We start from the raw sequence: 20,181 nt of genomic DNA, 5'->3' as shown, positions 1-20,181 counted from the left end.
TGCTTCAGGCAATCGCCGGCTGGGCGACGGGGGCTGCCGGGATCGGCGCGGACGTCGCGCCGTCGGCGGACGCCCGACGCGCGCCCCGGGCGCGTTCCAGACGGGCGTGACGACGATCCAGGCGGGTCATATGGGCGAGCCACGCCGGATCGTCGAGGCGGCAACCCCAGACCTCCAGGTCGAAGCGCAGGCCGCCGTAATCGACCACCGCGGGCATCAACGCCCAGCGTTCGAGCCGGCAGGCGCGGACCAGCGAAAGGCTGCGCCGGTTAGCGCCCAGGATCCAGCACGTGACGGTGTCGAAACCGTAGCGGCGGCATTCCCTGAAGACGCCGCGGATCATGCGCATGGCGATGCCGCTGCCGTGCCAGGCCTCGGCCACGTAGAGCCAGAGGTCGCCGACGCTGCGGCAGGCTTCGGGCGCCCAGACGATCGCGCGCATGTGGGCCCAGGCGATCGGGGTGTCATCCGGCGCCGCCATCACCCATACCGGCCAGCCCTTGCGGCGGCCCAGCGCGATGATGGTCTGCATCTCCTGCGGGGTGCCGTTCGCCAGCGTCGGCGAATGGCCGCCGCCCGCCACCGACTCGTTGTAGATGCGGATCAGATGCTCCGCGTCGGAGGCTCGCGCCTGGCGCCAGATCAGCGAGGTGAGGTCCTGGGGCGCAGACGCGGCGGCGCGCGACGGTGTCGAAGTGTTCATGGTGTGGCGGAGGTGTGGTCCGGCCCGGCGGCAGCGCTGCGCCAGATGCGCCAGACCTGACGCCGCAGCGCGGCGGCGGAGTCGGGGATGTGCGGCACCGTCCCGGCCGCGCGCAGGTGTCCGGGGTCGCATCGCAGGCGCAATCTCGACCAGGCGCCCGGCAGGGCGTCCTCGATCAGGCGACCCATCAGCGGCAGCGCCCAGCGACGCAGGTCGGCGTCGGACGCCCCCCTCGGCGGCGCGGCGCCTTCGAGACGCAAGGGGCGTGCCTTGGCCTGCCGGAGCGCGTCGCGCCACAGCGGCGCGTCGCCGCGGTGCGGGGAAAACAGATCGGCCAGATCGCGGTGCGCGCCGGCCAGGCAATGGCTGGCATGGGCGACACGGCCAAGGGCCAGGGCGGCGCGATCGAGCGCGCCGCCGTCCAGCGGCAGATGGTCCGGCATCGCCGCGAGGCGGTCCAGCGGCAAGGGCAGCTCGGCGTCGATGTCGAAACGGGCGCAGAACCAGCGATACGCGAGTCGCAGCAACGGACCCGGTGAGCGGAAGCGGTCCAGACATGGCGTCTCATCGCGTCTGTCGCCGGTCGCGGCCGCGTCGTCCAGCCATCCAGGATGCATCCGGTACCAGGGCTCGTACCAGAGCGCCAGCCAGCCGGCCGGCGCTTGCGGGGAGTTCGCGAGGCTCGCCTCGGCGCCTGGGGCGATGGCCGCCGTCATGGCGTCGCGGCGCCTGTCAGCGGATCCGCATCGGAAAGGCCGAGCGGATCTTCGCCAGCGGACGCCGTCGAGGCGGCGCTCCTTCGGCGTTGCCACAGCAGCCAGCCGAGGGGGGCGCCGACGCCCAGCACGACCGCCAGCACGCCGGTGACCCAGCCCAACAGCGCGTTCTTGCCGCCACCTGCGTCGCGGCCGGCGGTCGTCGCAGCGGCCGTGGCCGCGATCGTCTCGGCCGGCACGAACACGACCGCCACCTTCTCGGGGGCGTCGGCCAGACCCGGAATGCTGGTGACGACCAGCTTGCGGATGCGCGGCTCATAGGCGGCCGTATTCCAGCCCGCCACATGCTTGATCAGGATTGAGCAGGACGAAGGCAGCACCGGTTCCCCGGGCACGACGCGTTCCGGCAGCACCGGATGCACGCGCGCGAGCACCACGCCGTCGATCTGCGACAAGGTGCTCTCGAGTTCCTGGGCCAAGGCCGAGAGGAAACGGGCGCGTTCCTCGGTCGGCGTCGAGATCATGCCGTCCTTCTTGAACACGTCGCCCATCCGCGTGAATGAACTGCGCGGCAGGCCGGCGGCCTGGAGGATCGCGACGGCGGAGGCGAAGCGGTCCTGCGGCACGCGGACCGCGAAAAGCTGCTTGCCGCCCGGCACCTTGGACGCGTCCACGCCGTGGCGATCGAGTTCCGCAGTGATCTCGTTGGCATCCTTTTCGTTCAACCCCGTGTAGAGGTCGGTCGCGCCGGAGCAGCCGGCGAGCAGCGCCGCCAGCGACAGCGATGCGACCAGGAGACGTCCGGCGCGGCGCATCATGCGGCCGTCGCGATTTCTTTGATCGTGGAACCGATCTTCCCCAGGGTCTTGGCGGCCACGGTCGTCTGGTAGTCCAGCTCTTGCATCTGCTGCGCGACCAGCGGCGCCAGGCTGATGTCGCTGTTGTGCTGCATCTGCCTCTGCAGACGGGACAAGCGGTTCTTGGCCTCGTCCACCGACGCCATCAGCCGCACGCCGGCGTTGGGATCGCGCGCCTGGGCGAGCGCGGGCGACAGCGGACCCCCGATGCGGGCCACCTGGGTGACCGCCTGTTCAAAGCGCGTTCCGGCGGCCGACCGCGCCGGGAGTTGGACGGCATCGACGGCACGGCCGGCTTGGATGGGAGAGGTCACGGCGGTCTCCCTGTCAGCCCTGGCGCATCGCCTGATCGAGATCGATCATCACGATGCGCTTGGCAGTTTCCAGCAGGTCCTGCATGAACGGCGTTTCCGCAGGCAGGGAACTGAAGCTGGCTTCGATGGTCTGATGCAGTTCGCCGCCTTCGGCGAGACCCATCTTGACGGCGGTCTTGTACAGCGACATCGCGCGGGCCATCGTGGCGACTTCCTCGTCGGACGCGTCCGGCGAGGCGAGCGCCAGCACGGCGGGATCGGGCTCCAGGTCGCCGAGGCCTCCCTCCTTGGCCATGTCCAGCGCCGACTGCATGTCGAAGTCGGACGGTGTGCGGTCCTGGGCGGAGCGGATCGCCTGCACGATGCGGCCGGTGGCCTGGTCGAGGATGCGTTCCTCTCGTTCGTCGGGGGCTTCGGACTGCTCTGCGAAAGCAGTCCAGGTGCCGGCGCTCGTCGGCGCGGCGAAAATGTTGGGATGTCCATCCATGAGAGCGGCGATGCAGGCGCGTTTCTCCTGGATGTGAGCCGGTGCGGGAGCAAGTTCAGTCATGGCGATTTCGAAGGCGAAGGGCGACGCGTCGCGGCGCGGAAAGGGCGGCGCCAAGCGGCGCCGCCCTGACGCTAGGTCTAGGGATCAGGCCGTCACCAGCCGAATCGGCCGAATCCACCCAGGCCCATGCCCATGCCCATGCCCACGCCCATCATTCGCATGCTGAGGCCTTGCATCAGGCCGTTGCCGAGAGAATTGATGAACTGGGAGCCTTGATTGAAGGCGCCGCCGCCCATCATCATCATGTTTTGCAGGAAACCGTTCTGCTGTTTCAGGGCGTCGTTCTGGCCTTGGGTGTAGCCGACGGCGTAGGGGGAGGGACTTGCTGCCATGGGGAGCTCCTTTCTCGAAGACGGATGGGGTGTTTTCAGTGGACGGATGCCGGAATCGCCCTCACAGCTGGACGCTGCCCAGGATCTGCTTCTTCGCATTCGCGTCGTTGACCTTCTGCTGAAGCTGCGCGTTGTCGTTCTGCGTTTGCAGCGCCTGAGAGGTCATTCCGCCAAAGTTGGTCGAATTGAATTGCCCTTGCATTTGGGCCATATAGTTCGTCATCTGGGATGGATCGGGGTACATATCGAATTCCTTTCATGAGCGCACGGATGCGCTGAAACGATCAGTGAAGAGGCTTTGGATCTCGGTTCTCGGGCCCGGGAGGACCCTCGGCAGCAAGCCTTGACGTTCCGGGGATAATCCGCGCGCATTTTTGTGTGCGGTACCCCCGCGCTTTTGCATCCCGCCATCCCCAAGGCCCGCCGCCATGCTCCTGACCCTGGTCATCCTCTACCTGCTCGTCACCATCGCGATCGGCCTGTGGGCCGCCCGGCGGGTGAAGAACACCGCGGACTTCGCCATCGCCGGCCGGCACCTGCCGCTGGTGATGATCATCACGACGACCTTCGCGACGTGGTTCGGCTCCGAGACCGTGCTGGGGATCCCCGCCAAGTTCGTGCAGACGGGCCTGAACGGCGTCGTCGAGGATCCGTTCGGCGCGGGATCGTGCCTGATCCTGGTGGGCCTGTTCTTCGCGGCCAAGCTCTACAAGATGACGCTGCTGACGATCAGCGACTACTACCGCGAGCGCTACGGCCGCGTGGTCGAGGTGGTCTGCAGCTTCATCATCATCCTGTCCTACCTGGGCTGGGTGGCGGCACAGGTCACGGCGCTGGGCCTGGTGTTCAAGCTGCTGTCGGGCGGCGCGATCAGCATCCCCGTGGGCATGATGATCGGCACCGCGTCCATCCTGGCCTACACGCTGTTCGGCGGCATGTGGTCGGTGGCCGTGACCGACTTCATCCAGATGATCATCCTGGTGGTCGGCCTGTCCATCATTGCCTGGTTCGCCGCCGACATGGCCGGCGGCGCCGACAAGGTCATCACCCTGGCCAGCAGCCAGGACATGTTCCGCTTCCTCCCCGAGCCGAGCTTCCACGACATCGTGTTCTTCCTCGGCGCGGCGGTCACCATGATGCTGGGTTCGATCCCGCAGCAGGACGTGTTCCAGCGCGTCATGTCCGCCAAGGACATCAAGGCCGCCACGCGCGGCCCGGTCATCGGCGGGATCTGCTACATCCTGTTCGCCTTCGTGCCGATGTTCATCGTGGTCAGCGCGCTGATCATCATGCCGGACGCCGCCAGGCAGCTGATCGCCGAGGATCCTCAGCAGGTCATCCCGCGCCTGGTGATGGACCGCATGCCCTTCATCATGCAGGTGATCTTCTTCGGCGCGCTGCTGTCGGCGCTGAAGTCGACCGCGTCGGCCACGCTCCTGGCGCCGTCGGTGACCTTCGTCGAGAACATCTGGCGCCAGTTCTTCCCGCGCGTGTCGGACAAGCAGGAACTGCGCACCATGCGCATCGCGGTGCTGCTGTTCTCGATCTGCGTCTGCGGCTATGCGATCGCGCTGCAGGGCACCTCGATCTACGAGATGGTCTCCGGCGCCTACCAGGTGACGCTGGTCGGCGCCTTCGTTCCGCTGGTCTTCGGCCTGTACTGGAAACGCGCCACGACGCAGGGCGCGATCTTCGCGATCGCGCTGGGCGTGGTCGCCTGGCTGCTGTTCCTGCTGACGCCCGCCGGAGAGCAGTTCCCGGCGCAGCTGGCGGGCCTGCTGGCCGGCATCGTCGGCATGCTGATCGGCTCCCTGGGGCCGCAGGCGATCCCGAACTCGCACGGATCGCACCACCGCCTGGCCGGCGGCGCCTGAGCCGGCGGCGCGACGCCCGGCCCGTGCGGTCCTTGGCCCGGGCTGTGCACCCGCGCGGGCGTCGTCGGCGCTCTCTATATAATTTCGGGTTTTGACCCGGTAGTCCCCACCCCCATGCCGATCTACGCTTACCGCTGCGGCGCCTGCGGCCACGCCAAAGACGTGCTGCAGAAGCTGTCCGACGCCCCGCTGACCGTCTGCCCTGCCTGTGGCGCGGAGAGCTTCTCGAAGCAGGTCACGGCCGCCGGCTTCCAGCTGAAGGGCTCGGGTTGGTACGCGACCGACTTCCGCGGCGGATCGGGCGGCGCCGGCGCGCCGGCCGCGGCCCCCGCGGGAGGTGCCTCGGCTGCCGCCGCGGGCGGCACCGCAGCCGCCACATCGTCCACGGCCTCCGCGGCCGCATCGTCGTCCGACGCCTCCGGCCCGTCGGCCTCCTCCGGCACGTCCTGCGGCGGCGGCTGCGCCTGCCACTGACTTCGAGGCCCGGACCCCGGCATGCGCAAGTACATCATCACCGGCCTGCTGGTCTGGCTCCCGCTCGCGATCACCGTCTGGGTGCTGCTGTGGGTGCTGGGCATGATCGACGGCGTCTTCGTCTGGCTGCTCTCGGCCGTCGGCGCCGTGCTGCCGCTGGCCGCCCAGCAGTCGCTGAGGCAGCTGCACGACATCCCCGGCCTGGGCGTGCTCGTCATGGTCGCGCTGCTGATGCTGACCGGCATGTTCGTGGCGAACATCTTCGGCCAGTGGTGGTTGCGGCAGTGGGACCGGCTGCTCTACAAGATCCCCATCGTCAAGAGCATCTACAGCTCGGTCAAGCAGGTCTCGGACACGCTGTTCTCGTCCAGCGGCAATGCCTTCCGCGAAGCGGTGCTGGTGCCGTATCCGCACCAGGGCTCGTGGACCATCGCCTTCGTCACCGGCACGCCGCGCGGCGAGGTGGCCCAGCAGCTGGGCACGCTCAGCGGCGCCGAGGCCGACGAGCACGTCGCCCTGTACGTGCCGACGACGCCCAACCCCACCTCGGGCTTCTTCCTGATGATGCCCCGCGCGCAGCTGCGGCCTTTGGCGATGAGCGTCGATGAAGCGCTCAAATACATCATCTCGATGGGCGTCGTCGCTCCTCAAGGGGATCCCGCGATCGTCCTGACCAGCGAAGCCGCCCGAAATTGACCGGGCTGAGCGCCCCGGCAAGCGCTCAGTCCTGAGGGTCCGCAGGACCCCGCCAGCGCCCTTGGCCCGAATGCCCTTCCGCTGGCCGCGCCGTCACCGATCGCGCTTCGCGCCGACCCTGATGACGGGCCGCCAGCCCGCCCCGAACACTGAAGAATTTCCGGAGAACCCCATGCGTACCTGCTATGCCGGCCAAGTCAGCGAGAAGCTGCTGGACCAGACCGTGACCCTGATGGGCTGGGCCCATCGCAGCCGTGACCACGGCGGCGTCATCTTCATCGAACTGCGCGACCGCGAAGGTCTGGTGCAGGTCGTCTGCGACCCCGACCGCCCCGAGATGTTCAAGGTGGCCGAGAGCGTGCGCAGCGAGTTCTGCATCAAGGTCATCGGCAAGGTGCGCGCGCGCCCGGCCGACAAGCAGAACAGCAACGTCGCCAGCGGCAAGGTCGAGGTGCTGTGCCACGAGCTGGAAGTGCTGAACCCGTCGGTGACGCCGGCCTTCCCGCTGGACGACGAGAACATCTCCGAGACCACGCGCCTGACGCACCGCGTGCTGGACCTGCGCCGCCCGTACATGCAGAACAACCTGATGCTGCGTTACCGCGTGGCGATGGAAGCGCGCAAGTTCCTGGACGAGCACGGCTTCGTCGACATCGAGACGCCGATGCTCACGAAGAGCACCCCGGAAGGCGCGCGCGACTACCTGGTCCCGTCGCGCGTGCATGACGGCATGTTCTTCGCGCTGCCGCAGTCGCCGCAGCTGTTCAAGCAGCTGCTGATGGTGGCGGGCTTCGACCGCTACTACCAGATCACCAAGTGCTTCCGCGACGAGGACCTGCGCGCCGACCGCCAGCCCGAGTTCACGCAGATCGACATCGAGACCTCGTTCCTGGGCGAGGAAGAGATCCGCGCGATGTTCGAGGGCATGATCCGCCACGTCTTCCGCAAGGCGCTGAACGTCGAGCTGGGCGACTACCCGGTGATGAAGTACGCCGAGGCGATGCACCGCTTCGGTTCCGACAAGCCGGACCTGCGCGTCAAGCTCGAGTTCACCGAGCTGACCGACGTGATGGGCGACGTCGACTTCAAGGTCTTCTCCGGTCCGGCCACGACGCCGGGCGGCCGCGTGGTCGCGCTGCGCGTGCCCGGCGGCGCGACGATGAGCCGCGGCGAGATCGACAGCTACACCGAGTTCGTCAAGATCTATGGCGCCAAGGGCCTGGCCTGGATCAAGGTCAATGAAGTCGCCAAGGGTCGCGAAGGCCTGCAGTCGCCGATCGTCAAGAACCTGCACGACAAGGCGGTCGCGGACATCCTGGCGCGCACCGGCGCGCAGGACGGCGACCTGATCTTCTTCGGCGCGGACAAGGCCAAGGTCGTCAACGACGCGATCGGCGGCCTGCGCCTGAAGATCGGCCACAGCGAGTTCGGCAAGACCACCGGCCTGTTCGAGGACAAGTGGGCGCCGCTGTGGGTCGTCGACTTCCCGATGTTCGAGGAAGACGAGGAGAACAAGCGCTGGGCCGCCGTGCACCACCCGTTCACCGCGCCCAAGGACGGTCATGAGGACCTGATGGTCACCGATCCGGGCAAGTGCGTGGCCAAGGCCTACGACATGGTGCTCAATGGCTGGGAACTGGGCGGTGGTTCGGTGCGTATCCACAAGGCCGACGTGCAGGCCAAGGTCTTCGAGGCGCTGAACATCAGCCCGGAGGAACAACGCGTGAAGTTCGGCTTCCTGCTGGATGCGTTGCAGTACGGCGCGCCCCCGCACGGCGGCCTGGCCTTCGGCCTGGACCGTCTGGTGACGCTGATGACCAAGGCCGAGTCGATCCGTGACGTGATCGCGTTCCCAAAGACGCAGCGCGCGCAATGCCTGCTGACCGGCGCGCCGTCCTTCGTCGACGAAAAGCAGCTGCGCGAACTGCACATCCGTCTGCGCAACCCGGGCGCGGCGACGGCCTGACCTCTGCTTCTCGGTGGTGGCGCTGAACGCGCTGCCGCACGAGGCGCGCGACAAGAATGACAACGCCCCGAGGCTCAGGCCGTCGGGGCGTTGTCGTTTGGCGGGTCGACGGGCGTGCGGCGAATCACGCGACGGTGGGCAGCACGATGACCAGGCCGAAGATCGCCGCGGTGATCACCGTGGAGAGCACGATGGCGCAGGCGGTGCGGGTGGGTTGAAGATCGGGCGTTGTCATGGGGAGGAGGGCTTCGAAGAAAAACGTCGATCCTCCTGTGTTCACCTGCTCCTCTTCAATGGCATGAGTGAGTGGCGGATTCGCGGCTAGTGACTCGAATGGGTTGGTTGGCGCCACATGTCAGTTGGAAGCGCTGAAACCAGCGCTGAAATGAGCGCTGACAGACCAGAGGTCGGAGCGATCCGCCCAAGACGTTTATGCTCCAGCCGTTCCCCGGAGCGGGGCTGCATGGAACGGGACGGACATGGCGACGGGCGAGCGAGGCGAACGCGGGAACAAGGGCAGGGATGGCCGCGTGCGGCAGGCGGGCACGCGACGCGCCGCTGATCCGGGCGGGCGCCCGCCGTTGACCCCGCAGGCGCGCTGGGAGCGCCTGGTGATGCGTCGTCCCGGGCTGGCCCTGCCTCGCCTGCAGCGTTTGATCGCGCGGGAGGGTGAGCCGCCGTTCCAGGCGCTGCTGGGCGCTTTCTTCATCCTCGAACGCTGGGGCCGCGGCCCCGAGCTGCAGGCCGAACTTGAACGCGCGATCGCGCGTGCCCTGCAGCACCGGCTGCTGGAGGAGGCGGCGGAACTCAGCGAAGCGTTGGGCCGCATGCACTATCAGCGCGGCGACTACGTGCAGGCCTGCAACGCCTGGAGCCAGACGCTGGAGCTCGCCGACGACGAGACCCGCTGGGCGTGCCTGGCGCGCATCGGTCTGGCGCATCTATGTTTCGCGCTCGGCGACTGGGCGCGCGGCGGTCGCGTGCTGGACCAGGCCGAGTTGCACTATCCGCAGCTGGGCGACGACCCTTACATGCGTTCCAAGATCGCGCTGAACCGCGCCGTGTCGCTGCGTGCGACGCAAGGGCCGCAGGCGGCGTTGCCGCGTCTGGACGAAGCCCGCGCCGATGCGCGCGCCGTCGGGCATCGCGACTACGAGGCCGAGGCGATGTGGCATCACGCCCGTTGCGCGCGCGACAGCGGGGCGGTCGAGCACGCCCTGACCCTGGCCGCCGAGGCGGAGGATCTCTCGCGTCGTTGCCGCTACCGCTGGCTGCAGGCGCAGACGCTGCTGCTGGTCAGCGAGCTGCGCCGCGGCGCCGAAGCCGTACCGCCCGCGCAGCAGGCGCTGGCGCTGGGCGAGGAGATCCAGTCGCGCTCCCTGCAGGCGGCGGCGCACGGCCGTCTGGGGCAGCTGATGGCGGAGCAGGAGCAGCTCGGGCCGAGCTGGTATCACCAGCAGCAGCGGCAGCGGCTGGAAGCGACGCTCGGACAGACCGAACTGCCCGCGCGGCTGGAGCAGCTCGCCCGTTTCGACACGGACCCGCACGGTGCGGAAGGCCTGCTGCTGACCCTGGGACGTTCCGGCGCGACGGTGGCCACCGTCGCGGATGTCGAGTCGCAATGGCAGCAGGCGCGTCCCCGGCTGCTGGAAGCCCTGGCGCTGACGGCCCTGGAGCTGCGCTGGACGGCGGGCGGCGCGCCGGCGCTCATCGGCGCCGCGGCGCGCGCGGGGCGTTCGGCCCAGGCGCTGTCCTTGCGCCATGGGTCGGGCGCGGTGGTCGGCGAACTCGTGCTGGAGCGCCCGGAAGGGGCCGTCTGGTCGCGCGCCGACCGCAGCCGGGCCGAGCGGCTCGCCGGCTGGCTGCAGCGGCTGATCGCCCAGTTGCCTGCCGCGGAGACCGGGGCCGGCCCGGCCGACGCGGTGGATCCGGGCGCGCAGGCGCGTGCGCTGGTGTCCGTGCTGGAGCGGCTCGCTGGCAGCGCCGCGGGCGATGCGACAGACGATGCGCGACGCCCGGATCTATCGGAGGCGCTCGAACTCGCGCGACGACTCGCCGCACGGCTCGCCTGAGCGGACGCAGTGCCGCGGATCGGCCGATCCGCCGCTCACCAGATCGCCAGGCTGGATGTCAACACGCGTTGAAGCCAGCTGCGCCGCGCGGCCTCGGAGACCTCGCCCTTGCCGGCGATCTCCATCCGCGCGTTGACGACGTCGGCCGACTGGACCTGGTTGCCGGTGCGGATGTCCTGCGGACTGACCACGCCCGAGAAGCGCAGCGTCTGCAGCCCGCCGTTCATCGCGATGCTGCGCTCCCCGGCGACGACCAGGTGGCCGTTGGGCAGCACGTTGATCACGGACACGGCCATCTGACCGCTGAGAGTGCCGCTGGCTTCGGAGTCGCCGCTGCCCTTGTACGAGTCGCTGCCGGAGGCGGTGGCGTCGGCCTTGAGCAGCCGGTCGACGATCCCGACCTTGCTGGAGCCGCCCGGACCCTTGACCGCGAGCTTGTTGTCGCGGCTGGTGTCGGTCTTGCTCTTCTGCGAGGCGCTGAGCGACTCGCTGATGGCGACCTTCAGCGAATCGCCGACCTGGCGCGCGCGACGCTCGGTGGTGAAGAGCGATGCCGCGGCCATGCCGGGCTGGTAGATGGCGCCGTTGTTGACGCGCTCGACATAGGCGGCATCGGGCTGGGGCATCACCTGCACCGGCCCCTGCACCAGCGCCTCGTTCGACACACAGGCGCTCAGCAGGGCGCCGGACAGCAGCAGTCCGCCGCGTCGCGCGGCCATGGAAATGGTGAACATGACTCTCCCCCTCAACCTTCAAATCCGGTGAGCAGCGCCCGCACCACTGGCGCGAGCTTGTTGCGCGTGGTGGCCCACTTGCCCAGGCCCAGCGTCGCGTCGTCGCTGCGGTAGCTGCTGGCGGCCATCAGCCGGCCGCCCGCGTCGTGCAGGCTGAGCGTCGCCTGCGAGAGATACGGCCGGACCTGGTCCGACAGCGGCGGCTTGTCCCACTGCTGCAGCCCCTGGTAATGCACCCAGGCGGGGCAGGCCTCATCGCCGGGGCGGACGCCGGCTTCGAAGACGCGGGCCTGGACCTCGTGCTCGCGCAGCTCCGCGATCAGCGCCGGCACGAATTCGGGCAGTGCGAGCGAGCGGTTGTATTCGATGCAGACGCGCTCTGGCAGCGCCGCGTCATGGAAGACCGTCTGCGTCGCGCGCGTCGGCCCCTGGCCGATCGCGACTGTCGCCATGCCGGCCGTGGCCTTGGCCAGTTCGATGCCGGGCATGGGACTCAGCAGCGAGCAGCCGGCCAGCGGCAGCATCGCCCCCGCGCCGAATGCGAGCCTCGCGATGAAGGCGACGGCGCGCATGATCAGAGGATCTCGTCGATCAGCGCCTTGCCCGCGACGGCGCCCGCGGCCAGGTAGCCGCCGACGGTGGCGCCGACGTCGCCGATCTCCTTCATCACCGTGCTGGTCCCGCTGGCGACGGCGTCCTTCACGTCGCCGGCCAGTTCCTTGACGTCGGACAAGCCGGTGGAGAGCGCATGGCCGACGCCCCTGGCGCCGTCCTCGAGCGCCTGCAGGCCTTCCTCGCTCCAGTGCACGACGGTGCTCACGGCGTTCTCGCCGCCCTGATAGGCCGCCTGGGCCAGTCCGATCGCGCCTGCGGCGACGGTGCCGTATTCCCGGGCGTTGATCTCGAAGCTGCCGCTGGGCCGGCTCACGAGCTGACGGGATGCGACCAGCCGGGCGCCGGCGCCGGACGTGGTGTTGACGTTGGTCATGACCCCTCCTGGGTATCGATTGCGATGGAGGCCATTCTTCCGGGGGCCGGCACGGCGGATGCCCTCATGACAGGCGGCGTCCGACGGCTCTACAAACTTTCTATATTTCCTGCCGCACATCTGCCGACGACCTTGTTCGCCGACTGTGAACAAGCATTGCCCGTTCGGCCGCGCCACATGTCGAACGGCGCGATGCGCCCGTTCGTGTCCGGTGTTTGTCGGTCGTGTGGGAGTCCATGTCGGCGGCGTGCCGGACCCGGCACACGCCGACCGTGCCATGACCCTGGGATATGCTTGCCCGCTATGCGCGACGTGCCTCTCGCCCCTGCCGCCACCCCGCTCCCGGCCGATGCCCGGACGGCCTCCGCCGAACCGTCTGCGCGCGCCTACAAGATCCCGGAATCCGTGCTGGTCGTGATCCACACCGACGCCCTGGACGTGCTGATGCTGGAACGCGCCGACCGGCCCGGCTTCTGGCAATGCGTGACCGGCTCCAAGGACGCGCTCGACGAGCCGCTCGCCGAGACCGCGCGGCGCGAGGTGCTCGAGGAGACCGGCATCCGCCTGCAAGACCTGGCCCCGGGGGCGCTGGTCGATTGGGAACTCGCCAACGTGTACGACATCTATCCGGTCTGGCGTCACCGCTATGCGCCGGGCGTGACGCGGAACACCGAACATGTCTTCGGACTGACGGTGCCCGCGGGCAGCGCGGTGACGCTGGCGCCGCGCGAACACCTCGATTTCCGCTGGCTGCCGTGGCGCGAGGCGGCGGACCTGTGCTTCTCGCCGTCCAACGCGGAAGCCATCCTCCAGCTGCCCGCCCAGCGGGCCCGCGACGAAAGGGCCGCCCCATGATCCGCCGAACGCCGCGCCACGCGGCCCTGGCCAACTCGGCGACCACCGACACCTCGCCGGCCGACAGCGTCGGACGCCTTCGCGTGGCGACCTACAACATCCACAAGGGCGTGCGCGGCATGGGGCTGGGCAAGCGCCTGGAGATCCACAACCTCGGCATGGGCGTGCAGGCGCTGGATGCGGACCTGGTCTTCCTGCAGGAGGTCCGCCTGTTCCACCACCGCGAGGCGCGGCAGTTCGATCGCAGCTGGTTCGGCTGGCCGGAGCAAGGCCAGGCGGAGTTCCTCGCGCCGGAAGGCTACGAGGTGGCCTACCGGACCAACGCGGTCACGCGCCACGGCGAGCACGGCAATGCACTGCTGTCGCGCTACCCGATCGGCGACGTGGGTCATCACGACGTGTCGGACCACCGCTTCGAGCAGCGCGGCCTGCTGCACGTGCCGGTGCGCTGGCAGGGCACCGAGGTGCATGCGGTCGTCGCGCACCTGGGGCTGATCCACGGCAGCCGGGTGCGGCAGATCCAGAAGCTGGCCGCCTTCATCGAGGAGCACGTGCCGCACGGCGCGCCGCTGGTCGTGGCCGGCGACTTCAACGACTGGGGCGAGCGGCTGGAAGAGTCCATGCGCACGACCGGCCTGAGCCGGGCGATGCTGCCCGGCGCGAAGCGCTCGCTGCCGACCTTCCCGTCGCGGGTGCCGGTGTTCGCGCTGGACCGGATCTACACGCGCGGCCTGCGCTGCGTCGACATGAAGGTGCCGCGCGGTCCGGCGTGGGCGCGGATGTCTGACCACTTGCCGCTGCTCGCCGAGCTCGTGCTGACTTGAAGCGGACGCCGGAACCCCTCTTCCCGTGGACCCTCGGGTCCCAGCCGAGCTTCACCGGCGGCAACGCGGTGCGGCTGCTGTGCGGCGGGGATGCGTTGTTCCCTGCGCAGATCGAGGCGATCGACCAGGCCGAACACGAGGTCTGGCTCGCCACCTACATCTTTCACGACGACGAAGCCGGCGCCGCGACTGTCGAGGCCTTGAAGCGCGCGGCGCAGCGCGGCGTGCGGGTGAGGGCGGTGGTGGACGGCTTCGGCTCGAAGGGCAGCCTGGACTGGATGCGGGCGCAGCTCGAAGGGACGGCGGTGGCGCTGGCGGTATTCCGCCCGATCGACCGGTGGTGGAATTGGCTGCATCCCGGCCAGTTGCGGCGGCTGCACCAGAAGCTGTGCGTGGTCGACGGCCGCGTGGGTTTCGTCGGCGGCATCAACGTGATCGACGATCGCGTGGACCTGCACCACGGGCGTACCGAGCTGCCGCGGCTGGACTTCGCCGTCAGCGTCGGCGGACCGGCGGTGCGGGCCATCGAGCAGGCGGCGCGCGCGGTGTGGACGCGGGCGTGGCTCGGGCACGACTTCGGCGACGAGATGCGGGCGATGATCCGGAGCGCCTCGCCGGCGCGGCGCGCCAAACGCCTGATGCGGCGCATCCGGATGCCGCGCGGGGAACATCGCCGACGCGACCCGGGCCGCCTGCCGCCGGTGCGCGCCGCCTTCGTGCTGCGTGACAACCTGCGCCAGCGCCGCACCATCGAGCGCGCCTACGTCGACGCGATCCGCGCCGCGACCGCGCGGGTGGACCTGATCACGCCGTATTTCTATCCGGGTCAACGCTTCCGCCGCGCGTTGAAGGAGGCCGCCCAGCGCGGCGTCCAGGTGCGGCTGCTGCTGCAGGGCAAGGTCGACTACAAGATCGCCGCGATCGCCGCGCACGCGCTCTACGACGAACTGCTCGGGCACGGCGTGCAGATCTACGAATACACGCCGGCGTTCCTCCACGCCAAGATCTGCGTCGTCGACAACGACTGGGCCACGATCGGCAGCTCCAACATCGATCCACTGTCGCTGCTGCTCAACCTCGAAGCGAACGTCGTGGTGCGCGATGCGCCGTTCGCGGGGGATGTGGCGCGGGAGTTCGACGCGGCGGTGGCCCAGTCGCTGCGCGTCGAGCAGACAGCCGGGCGCGGCCTGCGCGGCTTCCTCGGCCGTGCCCTCGTCGCGTGGGTCGCCTACGTCTACCTGCGGGTGGCGGGAGCGACGGGGCGCTACTGACTGCTGTCGCCAGGCGCGGGCACTCCACGCCTCAGGGGGGCGTCCCTCCGGTAGCCCCCAGAAGCATTCCGGCCCCACTCGCAGTCGCTGACTTCTGCGATCTGGGACCGGGGCGTGCGGGTCAGTACGTGCCCTGACCCTTGGGCATCGGCGGACGAGCGTCCACGGGATACGGGCTCTGCTGTGTGGCGTTGCCTGGCTTGGCATTGAACTGCCTGTCGACGAATCTCAGCATCGGCTCGACCCGTGCGGCCCAGCTGCCTTCGTCATGACCCGCCCCTTCGGCCTCCAGGTAGCCGATGTCGGCGCCCGCCCATCCTCGCGCCGTCAGCACCGCGCGAAGCTTGCGCAACTGCTTGATCGAATCCGCGCCTTCGTTCGTCCCCATGTCCAACCACAACTTCGGACGCGGCACCGACATCGGCAGCGGCGTCTTCTGGGCATCGCGGATCGGGAACTCGTCGTCCCACCACAACGAGGGCGACACCACCAGCGCCGCGCCGAAGACGTCGCCGTGATGCACCGCCAGCCACAGGCTCACGATGCCGCCCAGCGACGATCCGCCCACCGCCGTGTGGGCTGCGTCCGGAACGGTGCGGTAACGCGCGTCGATCGAGGGCTTGAGCTGCTCGATCAGGTAACGCGCATAAGCGGGCGCCAGGCCGCCGCGCGTGTTGCCCTCGTACTTCATCGCCGTCGCGGTGTACTCGTCGATGCGGCGCGAGGTGTTGTGCACCGCCACGATGATCAGCGGCTGGATCTGGCCGTCGACGACCAGGCGCTGCGCGGTCTCGTCGACCTGCCACTCGGCGCCCGCCGCGGCGGCGTCGAAGACGTTCTGGCCGTCGTGCAGGTAGAGCACCGGATATCGGCGCCCGGTGTCGCGTTCATAGTTGGGCGGTAGCCAGACCTGCACCGGACGCTGACCGACGAAGTTGCCGGGCAGCGGCGCCAGCCGTTCGATCGTGCCGGCTCGGCTCAGCGAGATCGGCGCGCCCGGCGCGTTGAAGGCGCGCGAGACGCGCACCTCATCGGAGACCAGTTCCAGCGAGCGGTTGGAGCCGGACTCCCAATCGCCTTCGGGGTCGTTCTGCCCCGGATGCTCGACGTGGAACTTGTAGGGAACGTTGCCGCCCGGCGGGATGCGCTCGAAGACGACCGAGACGCTGTACCAGCCCTCGCGGCCCGGCCCCGCCGCCGGCGCGACCACCGAGCGTCCCCAGTTCAGCGGCGCCGCGCCGCCGCGCACGCCGACGAGGTCCTTGGAGGGGTCGAAGCGGCCGCCGGCGATCTCGTCGCGCATGTCGATGTCGAAGACCACCTTGGTCGCGGCGAATGCGCGCGGCGCGAGGAGCATCGCCGCGATCAGCAGCAACAGTCCCGCAATGAAGCGCACAAGCGGGGGCGAGGCGCGTTCCGGCGTGGACAGGGTGGAAACGCGAACGGCGCGCGGAGGGCGCGCCGTCGAGGCGGTGTGTGGCATGCGGAGCTCGCGGGGAGATGGCGGGCGAGGCCCGCCGATGCCCCGGATATTAGTCCAGCACGACCATCTCCGTGCGTGCGCGCAGCAGCGCCGCCGGGCCGCGCGGACCGTCGTCGTTGACCAGCACGAAGGCGCGCTCGATGTCCGGTGCCAGGTAGTGGTCGGTGGACATCGCCGGGCAGCGCTCGCGCAGCAGCGCGTGCACGTCCTCGAGCGGCGCGGAGCTGCGCAGCGGACGCAGGAACTCGATGCCCTGCGCGGCGGCCAGCAGTTCGATCGCGACGATGTGCGCGGTGTTGTCCAGCATCGGACCCAGGCGACGCGCGCCGAAGGTGGCCATCGAGACGTGGTCCTCCTGGTTGGCGGAGGTCGGCAGGCTGTCGACGCTGGCCGGATGCGCCAGCGACTTGTTCTCGCTGGCCAGCGCGGCGGCGGTGACGTGCGCGATCATGAAGCCGGAGTTGAGGCCGGCGTTCTCGGTGAGGAAGGCGGGCAGGCGCGAGACGCCGGTGTCGATGAGCATCGCGATGCGGCGCTCGGCGATGGCGCCGACCTCGGCGATCGCGCAGGCCAGCGCGTCGGCGGCGAGCGCCACCGGCTCGGCGTGGAAGTTGCCGCCGCTGATCATCGCGGCCGGGCCGTCTTCCGGCGCGAACACGAGCGGATTGTCCGTCACCGCGTTGGCCTCGCGCAGCAGCACGTCGCGGACGTAGCGCGACTGGTCCAGGCAGGCGCCCATGACCTGCGGCTGGCAGCGCAGGCAGTAGGGGTCCTGCACGCGGTCGTCGCCGTCGCGATGCGACTGGCGGATCGGACTGCCGGCGAGCAGCGCGCGGTAGGCGGCCGCGGCCTCGATCTGGCCGGGCTGTCCGCGCACCTCGTGGATGCGGGGATCGAAGGGGCCGTCGCTGCCGCGCGCGGCATCGAGGCTCAACGCGCCGCTGACGACGGCGGCCGCGTAGACGGTTTCGAAGCGCAGCAGGCCTTCGAGCGCGAGCGCCGTCGAGGTCTGCGTGCCGTTGATCAACGCCAGACCTTCCTTTGCTTCGAGCACCAGCGGCTTCAGGCCGGCTTTCTCCAGTTCGGCGAGCGCGGGCTTGCGCTGACCGTCGACCAGCATCTCGCCTTCGCCCATCAGGGCCAGCGTCATGTGCGACAGCGGTGCCAGGTCGCCCGAGGCACCCACCGAGCCCTGCGCGGGCACGTAGGGCACGAGACCGGCGTTGAAGGCGTCGAGGATGCTCTGCACGACCGACTCGCGCACGCCGGAGCATCCGCGCGCCAGCGAAGCCGCCTTGGTCGCCAGCATCAGCCGCACGACCGGCGGCGCCAGCGGCGCGCCGACGCCGACGCAGTGCGAGCGGATCAGGTTGCGCTGCAGGGCGGCCAACTCGTCCTTGCCGATGCGCTTGGAAGCGAGCTTGCCGAAGCCGGTGTTGACGCCGTAGACGGGGTCGTCGCCGGCCGCGGCGGCCTGCACGACGGCGGCGCCGCGGCGGATCGCCGGCCAGGCGTCGGCGTGCAGCGCGAGCCTCACGTCGCCGGCGCGGATGCGACGCAGCTGTTCCAGCGAGAGCTTGCCGGGAATGAGTTCGAGGGAAGTCGTCATGGGAACTCGGATCGAAGTCGGATGCGGGTGTCGGGGAAAGGGCGGTTCAGCGCGTCGCGCTCAGCGGCCGAGCATCGGCAGCTTCAGGCCGCGCTCCTGCGCGGTCTTCTGCGCCAGCTCGTAGCCCGCGTCGGCATGGCGCATGACGCCGGTGCCGGGGTCGTTCCACAGCACGCGGGCGAGGCGCTTGTCCGCCGCTTCGCTGCCGTCGCAGACGATGACCACGCCGCTGTGCTGCGAGTAGCCCATGCCCACGCCGCCGCCGTGGTGCAGCGAGACCCAGGTCGCGCCGCCGGCGGTGTTGAGCATCGCGTTGAGCAGCGGCCAGTCGGAGACGGCGTCGGAACCGTCCTTCATCGATTCGGTTTCGCGGTTCGGGCTGGCGACCGAGCCGGAATCCAGGTGGTCGCGGCCGATGACGATGGGCGCCTTCAGTTCGCCGGTACGGACCATCTCGTTGAAGGCGAGGCCGGCCTTGTGGCGCTCGCCCAGGCCCAGCCAGCAGATGCGCGCGGGCAGGCCCTGGAAGGCGATGCGCTCGCGCGCCATGTCCAGCCAGCGGTGCACGCCGGCGTGCTGGGGGAACAGCGCCTTGATCTTGGCGTCGGTCTTGTAGATGTCCTCCGGATCGCCGGAGAGCGCGACCCAGCGGAACGGGCCGCGGCCCTCGCAGAACTGCGGGCGCACATAGGCGGGCACGAAGCCGGGGAAGTCGAAGGCGTTCTTCACGCCCTGGTCGAACGCGACCTGGCGGATGTTGTTGCCGTAGTCGACGGTGGCGATGCCCATGGCCTGGAAGTCCAGCATCGCCTGCACGTGGACGGCGCAGCCGCGCGCGGCGGCGGCCTTGAGATCGGCGTGCTTCGCAGGATCGGCGGAAGCCGCCTTCCATTGCTCGACGCTCCAGCCCGCCGGCAGGTAGCCGTTGATCAGGTCGTGCGCCGAGGTCTGGTCGGTGACCAGGTCCGGCTTGATCGCGCTGCCTGCCTTCACGCGGGCAACCAGGGCGGGCAGCACTTCCGCCGCGTTGCCGAGCAGTGCGATGGACACGGCCTTCTTCTCCGCCGTGTACCTCGCGATGCGGGCCAGCGCGTCATCCAGGTCGGTGGCCTGCTCGTCGACGTAACGCGTCTTCAGGCGGAAATCGATGCGCGACTGCTGGCACTCGATGGTCAGCGAGCAGGCGCCGGCGAAGGTCGCCGCCAGCGGCTGCGCGCCGCCCATGCCGCCCAGGCCCGCGGTCAGCACCCAGCGGCCGGCCATGTCACCGCCGAAGTGCTGGCGGCCGGCTTCCGCGAAGGTCTCGTAGGTGCCCTGCACGATGCCCTGCGAACCGATGTAGATCCACGAGCCTGCCGTCATCTGGCCGTACATCATCAGGCCCTTGCGGTCGAGCTCGTTGAAGTGCTCCCAGTTCGCCCAGGCCGGCACGAGGTTGGAGTTGGCCAGCAGCACACGCGGCGCGTCGACATGCGAGGGGAAGACGCCGACCGGCTTGCCCGACTGGATCAGGAGCGTCTCGTCCTCATCGAGGTTCTTGAGCGAGGCGAGGATCTGCTCGAAGCAGTCCCAGTTGCGCGCCGCCTTGCCGATGCCCCCGTAGACCACGAGCGCATCGGGGTTCTCGGCCACGGCCGGATCCAGGTTGTTCTGGATCATCCGGTAGGCGGCCTCGATCAGCCAGTTCTTGCAGCTCAGCGTGGTGCCGGTGGGCGCGCGCACCGGGCGCGGCTGGGCGGAGGAGGCGGGGGGCGTGGGGGTCGTCATCGATGTCTCCTGGTGTGCGAGGCGAGGGGCCGATGGGGCGCGATCATAGGAGCGGTTTTCCTGGTTGTCTATACAAGTACAGTCAAGTAGGATCGC

General features: G+C 69.5%; 21 protein-coding genes. 8 read left to right on the top strand and 13 right to left on the bottom strand.

The features are described 5' to 3' along the window. Positions 1–4: 4 nt before the first annotated feature. From PV762_RS17040 to PV762_RS17010, 7 genes are all read right to left on the bottom strand, one after another. A complete protein-coding gene (locus PV762_RS17040; protein WP_421036192.1) occupies positions 5–703 on the bottom strand; it encodes a GNAT family N-acetyltransferase in 699 nt (232 codons plus the stop codon). Next, the gene (locus tag PV762_RS17035; protein WP_421036191.1) at positions 700–1,419 is read right to left on the bottom strand and encodes a hypothetical protein; all 720 of its coding nucleotides are present in this window, start codon (positions 1,417–1,419) and stop codon (positions 700–702) included. The genes PV762_RS17040 and PV762_RS17035 overlap by 4 nt, the downstream gene beginning before the upstream one ends. Then, positions 1,416–2,237, bottom strand: coding sequence for a type III secretion system inner membrane ring lipoprotein SctJ (gene sctJ, locus PV762_RS17030; RefSeq protein ID WP_421036190.1), 822 nt, complete (start codon positions 2,235–2,237; stop codon positions 1,416–1,418). The genes PV762_RS17035 and sctJ overlap by 4 nt, the downstream gene beginning before the upstream one ends. Continuing rightward, positions 2,234–2,590 carry a hypothetical protein gene (locus PV762_RS17025; RefSeq protein WP_421036189.1) on the bottom strand — a complete coding sequence of 119 codons (357 nt, stop codon included), beginning with the start codon at positions 2,588–2,590 and terminating at the stop codon, positions 2,234–2,236. Before PV762_RS17025 ends, sctJ begins: the two co-directional genes overlap by 4 nt. A 13-nt stretch (positions 2,591–2,603) precedes the next feature. After that, positions 2,604–3,140, bottom strand: coding sequence for a hypothetical protein (locus PV762_RS17020; protein WP_421036188.1), 537 nt, complete (start codon positions 3,138–3,140; stop codon positions 2,604–2,606). A gap of 92 nt (positions 3,141–3,232) precedes the next feature. Next, a complete protein-coding gene (locus tag PV762_RS17015; protein ID WP_421036187.1) occupies positions 3,233–3,472 on the bottom strand; it encodes a hypothetical protein in 240 nt (79 codons plus the stop codon). Positions 3,473–3,533: 61 nt separating this feature from the next. Next, entirely contained in the window at positions 3,534–3,716 is a 183-nt protein-coding gene (locus PV762_RS17010) for a hypothetical protein (RefSeq protein WP_421036186.1), read from the bottom strand. Positions 3,717–3,900: 184 nt separating this feature from the next. Between PV762_RS17010 and PV762_RS17005 the strand changes: the two genes are divergently transcribed. The 5 genes from PV762_RS17005 (at position 3,901) to PV762_RS16985 (ending at position 10,554) form a co-directional block, all read left to right on the top strand. After that, positions 3,901–5,346 (top strand): sodium:solute symporter family protein, encoded by a 1,446-nt coding sequence (locus PV762_RS17005; protein ID WP_421036185.1) that lies wholly within the window; start codon positions 3,901–3,903, stop codon positions 5,344–5,346. Between the two features lie 114 nt (positions 5,347–5,460). Further along, positions 5,461–5,820: an FmdB family zinc ribbon protein gene (locus tag PV762_RS17000; RefSeq protein ID WP_421036184.1), complete on the top strand. Its 360-nt coding sequence runs from the start codon at positions 5,461–5,463 to the stop codon at positions 5,818–5,820. Positions 5,821–5,841: 21 nt separating this feature from the next. After that, positions 5,842–6,516 carry a DUF502 domain-containing protein gene (locus tag PV762_RS16995; protein WP_421036183.1) on the top strand — a complete coding sequence of 225 codons (675 nt, stop codon included), beginning with the start codon at positions 5,842–5,844 and terminating at the stop codon, positions 6,514–6,516. A gap of 172 nt (positions 6,517–6,688) precedes the next feature. Continuing rightward, entirely contained in the window at positions 6,689–8,482 is a 1,794-nt protein-coding gene (gene aspS / locus PV762_RS16990; protein ID WP_421036182.1) for an aspartate--tRNA ligase, read from the top strand. Between the two features lie 479 nt (positions 8,483–8,961). Next, positions 8,962–10,554 carry a hypothetical protein gene (locus PV762_RS16985; protein ID WP_421036181.1) on the top strand — a complete coding sequence of 531 codons (1,593 nt, stop codon included), beginning with the start codon at positions 8,962–8,964 and terminating at the stop codon, positions 10,552–10,554. Between the two features lie 35 nt (positions 10,555–10,589). Here the strand turns inward: PV762_RS16985 and PV762_RS16980 are convergent, their stop codons facing one another. From PV762_RS16980 to PV762_RS16970, 3 genes are read right to left on the bottom strand one after another with little or no spacing between them, the layout of a single operon-like run. After that, complete coding sequence (locus PV762_RS16980; protein WP_421036180.1) at positions 10,590–11,288, bottom strand: flagellar basal body L-ring protein FlgH; 699 nt, start codon at positions 11,286–11,288, stop codon at positions 10,590–10,592. An 11-nt stretch (positions 11,289–11,299) separates the two neighbouring features. Next, complete coding sequence (locus PV762_RS16975) at positions 11,300–11,860, bottom strand: cell division protein FtsI (protein WP_421036179.1); 561 nt, start codon at positions 11,858–11,860, stop codon at positions 11,300–11,302. Between the two features lie 2 nt (positions 11,861–11,862). Beyond that, positions 11,863–12,276: a hypothetical protein gene (locus tag PV762_RS16970; protein ID WP_421036178.1), complete on the bottom strand. Its 414-nt coding sequence runs from the start codon at positions 12,274–12,276 to the stop codon at positions 11,863–11,865. A gap of 303 nt (positions 12,277–12,579) precedes the next feature. Between PV762_RS16970 and nudB the strand changes: the two genes are divergently transcribed. From nudB to clsB, 3 genes are read left to right on the top strand one after another with little or no spacing between them, the layout of a single operon-like run. Next, positions 12,580–13,131 carry a dihydroneopterin triphosphate diphosphatase gene (nudB, locus tag PV762_RS16965; RefSeq protein WP_421036177.1) on the top strand — a complete coding sequence of 184 codons (552 nt, stop codon included), beginning with the start codon at positions 12,580–12,582 and terminating at the stop codon, positions 13,129–13,131. After that, positions 13,128–13,955, top strand: coding sequence for an endonuclease/exonuclease/phosphatase family protein (locus tag PV762_RS16960; protein WP_421036176.1), 828 nt, complete (start codon positions 13,128–13,130; stop codon positions 13,953–13,955). The genes nudB and PV762_RS16960 overlap by 4 nt, the downstream gene beginning before the upstream one ends. Continuing rightward, complete coding sequence (gene clsB, locus PV762_RS16955; protein WP_421036175.1) at positions 13,952–15,226, top strand: cardiolipin synthase ClsB; 1,275 nt, start codon at positions 13,952–13,954, stop codon at positions 15,224–15,226. Before PV762_RS16960 ends, clsB begins: the two co-directional genes overlap by 4 nt. Positions 15,227–15,347: 121 nt before the next feature. Here clsB and PV762_RS16950 read toward each other — a convergent pair whose 3' ends face one another. From PV762_RS16950 to hutU, 3 genes are read right to left on the bottom strand one after another with little or no spacing between them, the layout of a single operon-like run. Then, positions 15,348–16,709 carry an alpha/beta hydrolase gene (locus PV762_RS16950; protein WP_421036174.1) on the bottom strand — a complete coding sequence of 454 codons (1,362 nt, stop codon included), beginning with the start codon at positions 16,707–16,709 and terminating at the stop codon, positions 15,348–15,350. Positions 16,710–16,758: 49 nt separating this feature from the next. Continuing rightward, complete coding sequence (hutH, locus tag PV762_RS16945; protein ID WP_421036173.1) at positions 16,759–18,318, bottom strand: histidine ammonia-lyase; 1,560 nt, start codon at positions 18,316–18,318, stop codon at positions 16,759–16,761. Positions 18,319–18,378: 60 nt separating this feature from the next. Then, positions 18,379–20,085 (bottom strand): urocanate hydratase, encoded by a 1,707-nt coding sequence (hutU, locus tag PV762_RS16940; RefSeq protein ID WP_421036172.1) that lies wholly within the window; start codon positions 20,083–20,085, stop codon positions 18,379–18,381. Positions 20,086–20,181 lie beyond the last annotated feature (96 nt).

Source organism: Mitsuaria sp. CC2, assembly GCF_048957715.1.
Taxonomy (GTDB): Bacteria; Pseudomonadota; Gammaproteobacteria; order Burkholderiales; family Burkholderiaceae_C; genus Roseateles.
The sequence above is the reverse complement of the archived record's forward strand: the minus strand, read 5'-3'. Positions and strand labels throughout refer to the sequence as shown.

Bases quoted from the DNA above. Each gene is read 5' to 3' on its own strand.
- PV762_RS17010 (WP_421036186.1), bottom strand. From the start codon at position 3,716: ATGTACCCCGATCCATCCCAGATGACGAACTATATGGCCCAAATGCAA.
- PV762_RS17000 (WP_421036184.1), top strand. From the start codon at position 5,461: ATGCCGATCTACGCTTACCGCTGCGGCGCCTGCGGCCACGCCAAAGAC.
- PV762_RS16960 (WP_421036176.1), top strand. From the start codon at position 13,128: ATGATCCGCCGAACGCCGCGCCACGCGGCCCTGGCCAACTCGGCGACC.
- PV762_RS17035 (WP_421036191.1), bottom strand. From the start codon at position 1,419: ATGACGGCGGCCATCGCCCCAGGCGCCGAGGCGAGCCTCGCGAACTCC.
- nudB (WP_421036177.1), top strand. From the start codon at position 12,580: ATGCGCGACGTGCCTCTCGCCCCTGCCGCCACCCCGCTCCCGGCCGAT.
- PV762_RS17020 (WP_421036188.1), bottom strand. From the start codon at position 3,140: ATGACTGAACTTGCTCCCGCACCGGCTCACATCCAGGAGAAACGCGCC.
- hutU (WP_421036172.1), bottom strand. From the start codon at position 20,085: ATGACGACCCCCACGCCCCCCGCCTCCTCCGCCCAGCCGCGCCCGGTG.
- PV762_RS16970 (WP_421036178.1), bottom strand. From the start codon at position 12,276: ATGACCAACGTCAACACCACGTCCGGCGCCGGCGCCCGGCTGGTCGCA.
- PV762_RS16995 (WP_421036183.1), top strand. From the start codon at position 5,842: ATGCGCAAGTACATCATCACCGGCCTGCTGGTCTGGCTCCCGCTCGCG.
- PV762_RS16950 (WP_421036174.1), bottom strand. From the start codon at position 16,709: ATGCCACACACCGCCTCGACGGCGCGCCCTCCGCGCGCCGTTCGCGTT.
- sctJ (WP_421036190.1), bottom strand. From the start codon at position 2,237: ATGATGCGCCGCGCCGGACGTCTCCTGGTCGCATCGCTGTCGCTGGCG.
- PV762_RS17005 (WP_421036185.1), top strand. From the start codon at position 3,901: ATGCTCCTGACCCTGGTCATCCTCTACCTGCTCGTCACCATCGCGATC.
- PV762_RS17040 (WP_421036192.1), bottom strand. From the start codon at position 703: ATGAACACTTCGACACCGTCGCGCGCCGCCGCGTCTGCGCCCCAGGAC.
- PV762_RS16980 (WP_421036180.1), bottom strand. From the start codon at position 11,288: ATGTTCACCATTTCCATGGCCGCGCGACGCGGCGGACTGCTGCTGTCC.
- hutH (WP_421036173.1), bottom strand. From the start codon at position 18,318: ATGACGACTTCCCTCGAACTCATTCCCGGCAAGCTCTCGCTGGAACAG.
- PV762_RS17015 (WP_421036187.1), bottom strand. From the start codon at position 3,472: ATGGCAGCAAGTCCCTCCCCCTACGCCGTCGGCTACACCCAAGGCCAG.
- aspS (WP_421036182.1), top strand. From the start codon at position 6,689: ATGCGTACCTGCTATGCCGGCCAAGTCAGCGAGAAGCTGCTGGACCAG.
- PV762_RS16975 (WP_421036179.1), bottom strand. From the start codon at position 11,860: ATGCGCGCCGTCGCCTTCATCGCGAGGCTCGCATTCGGCGCGGGGGCG.
- PV762_RS16985 (WP_421036181.1), top strand. From the start codon at position 8,962: ATGGCGACGGGCGAGCGAGGCGAACGCGGGAACAAGGGCAGGGATGGC.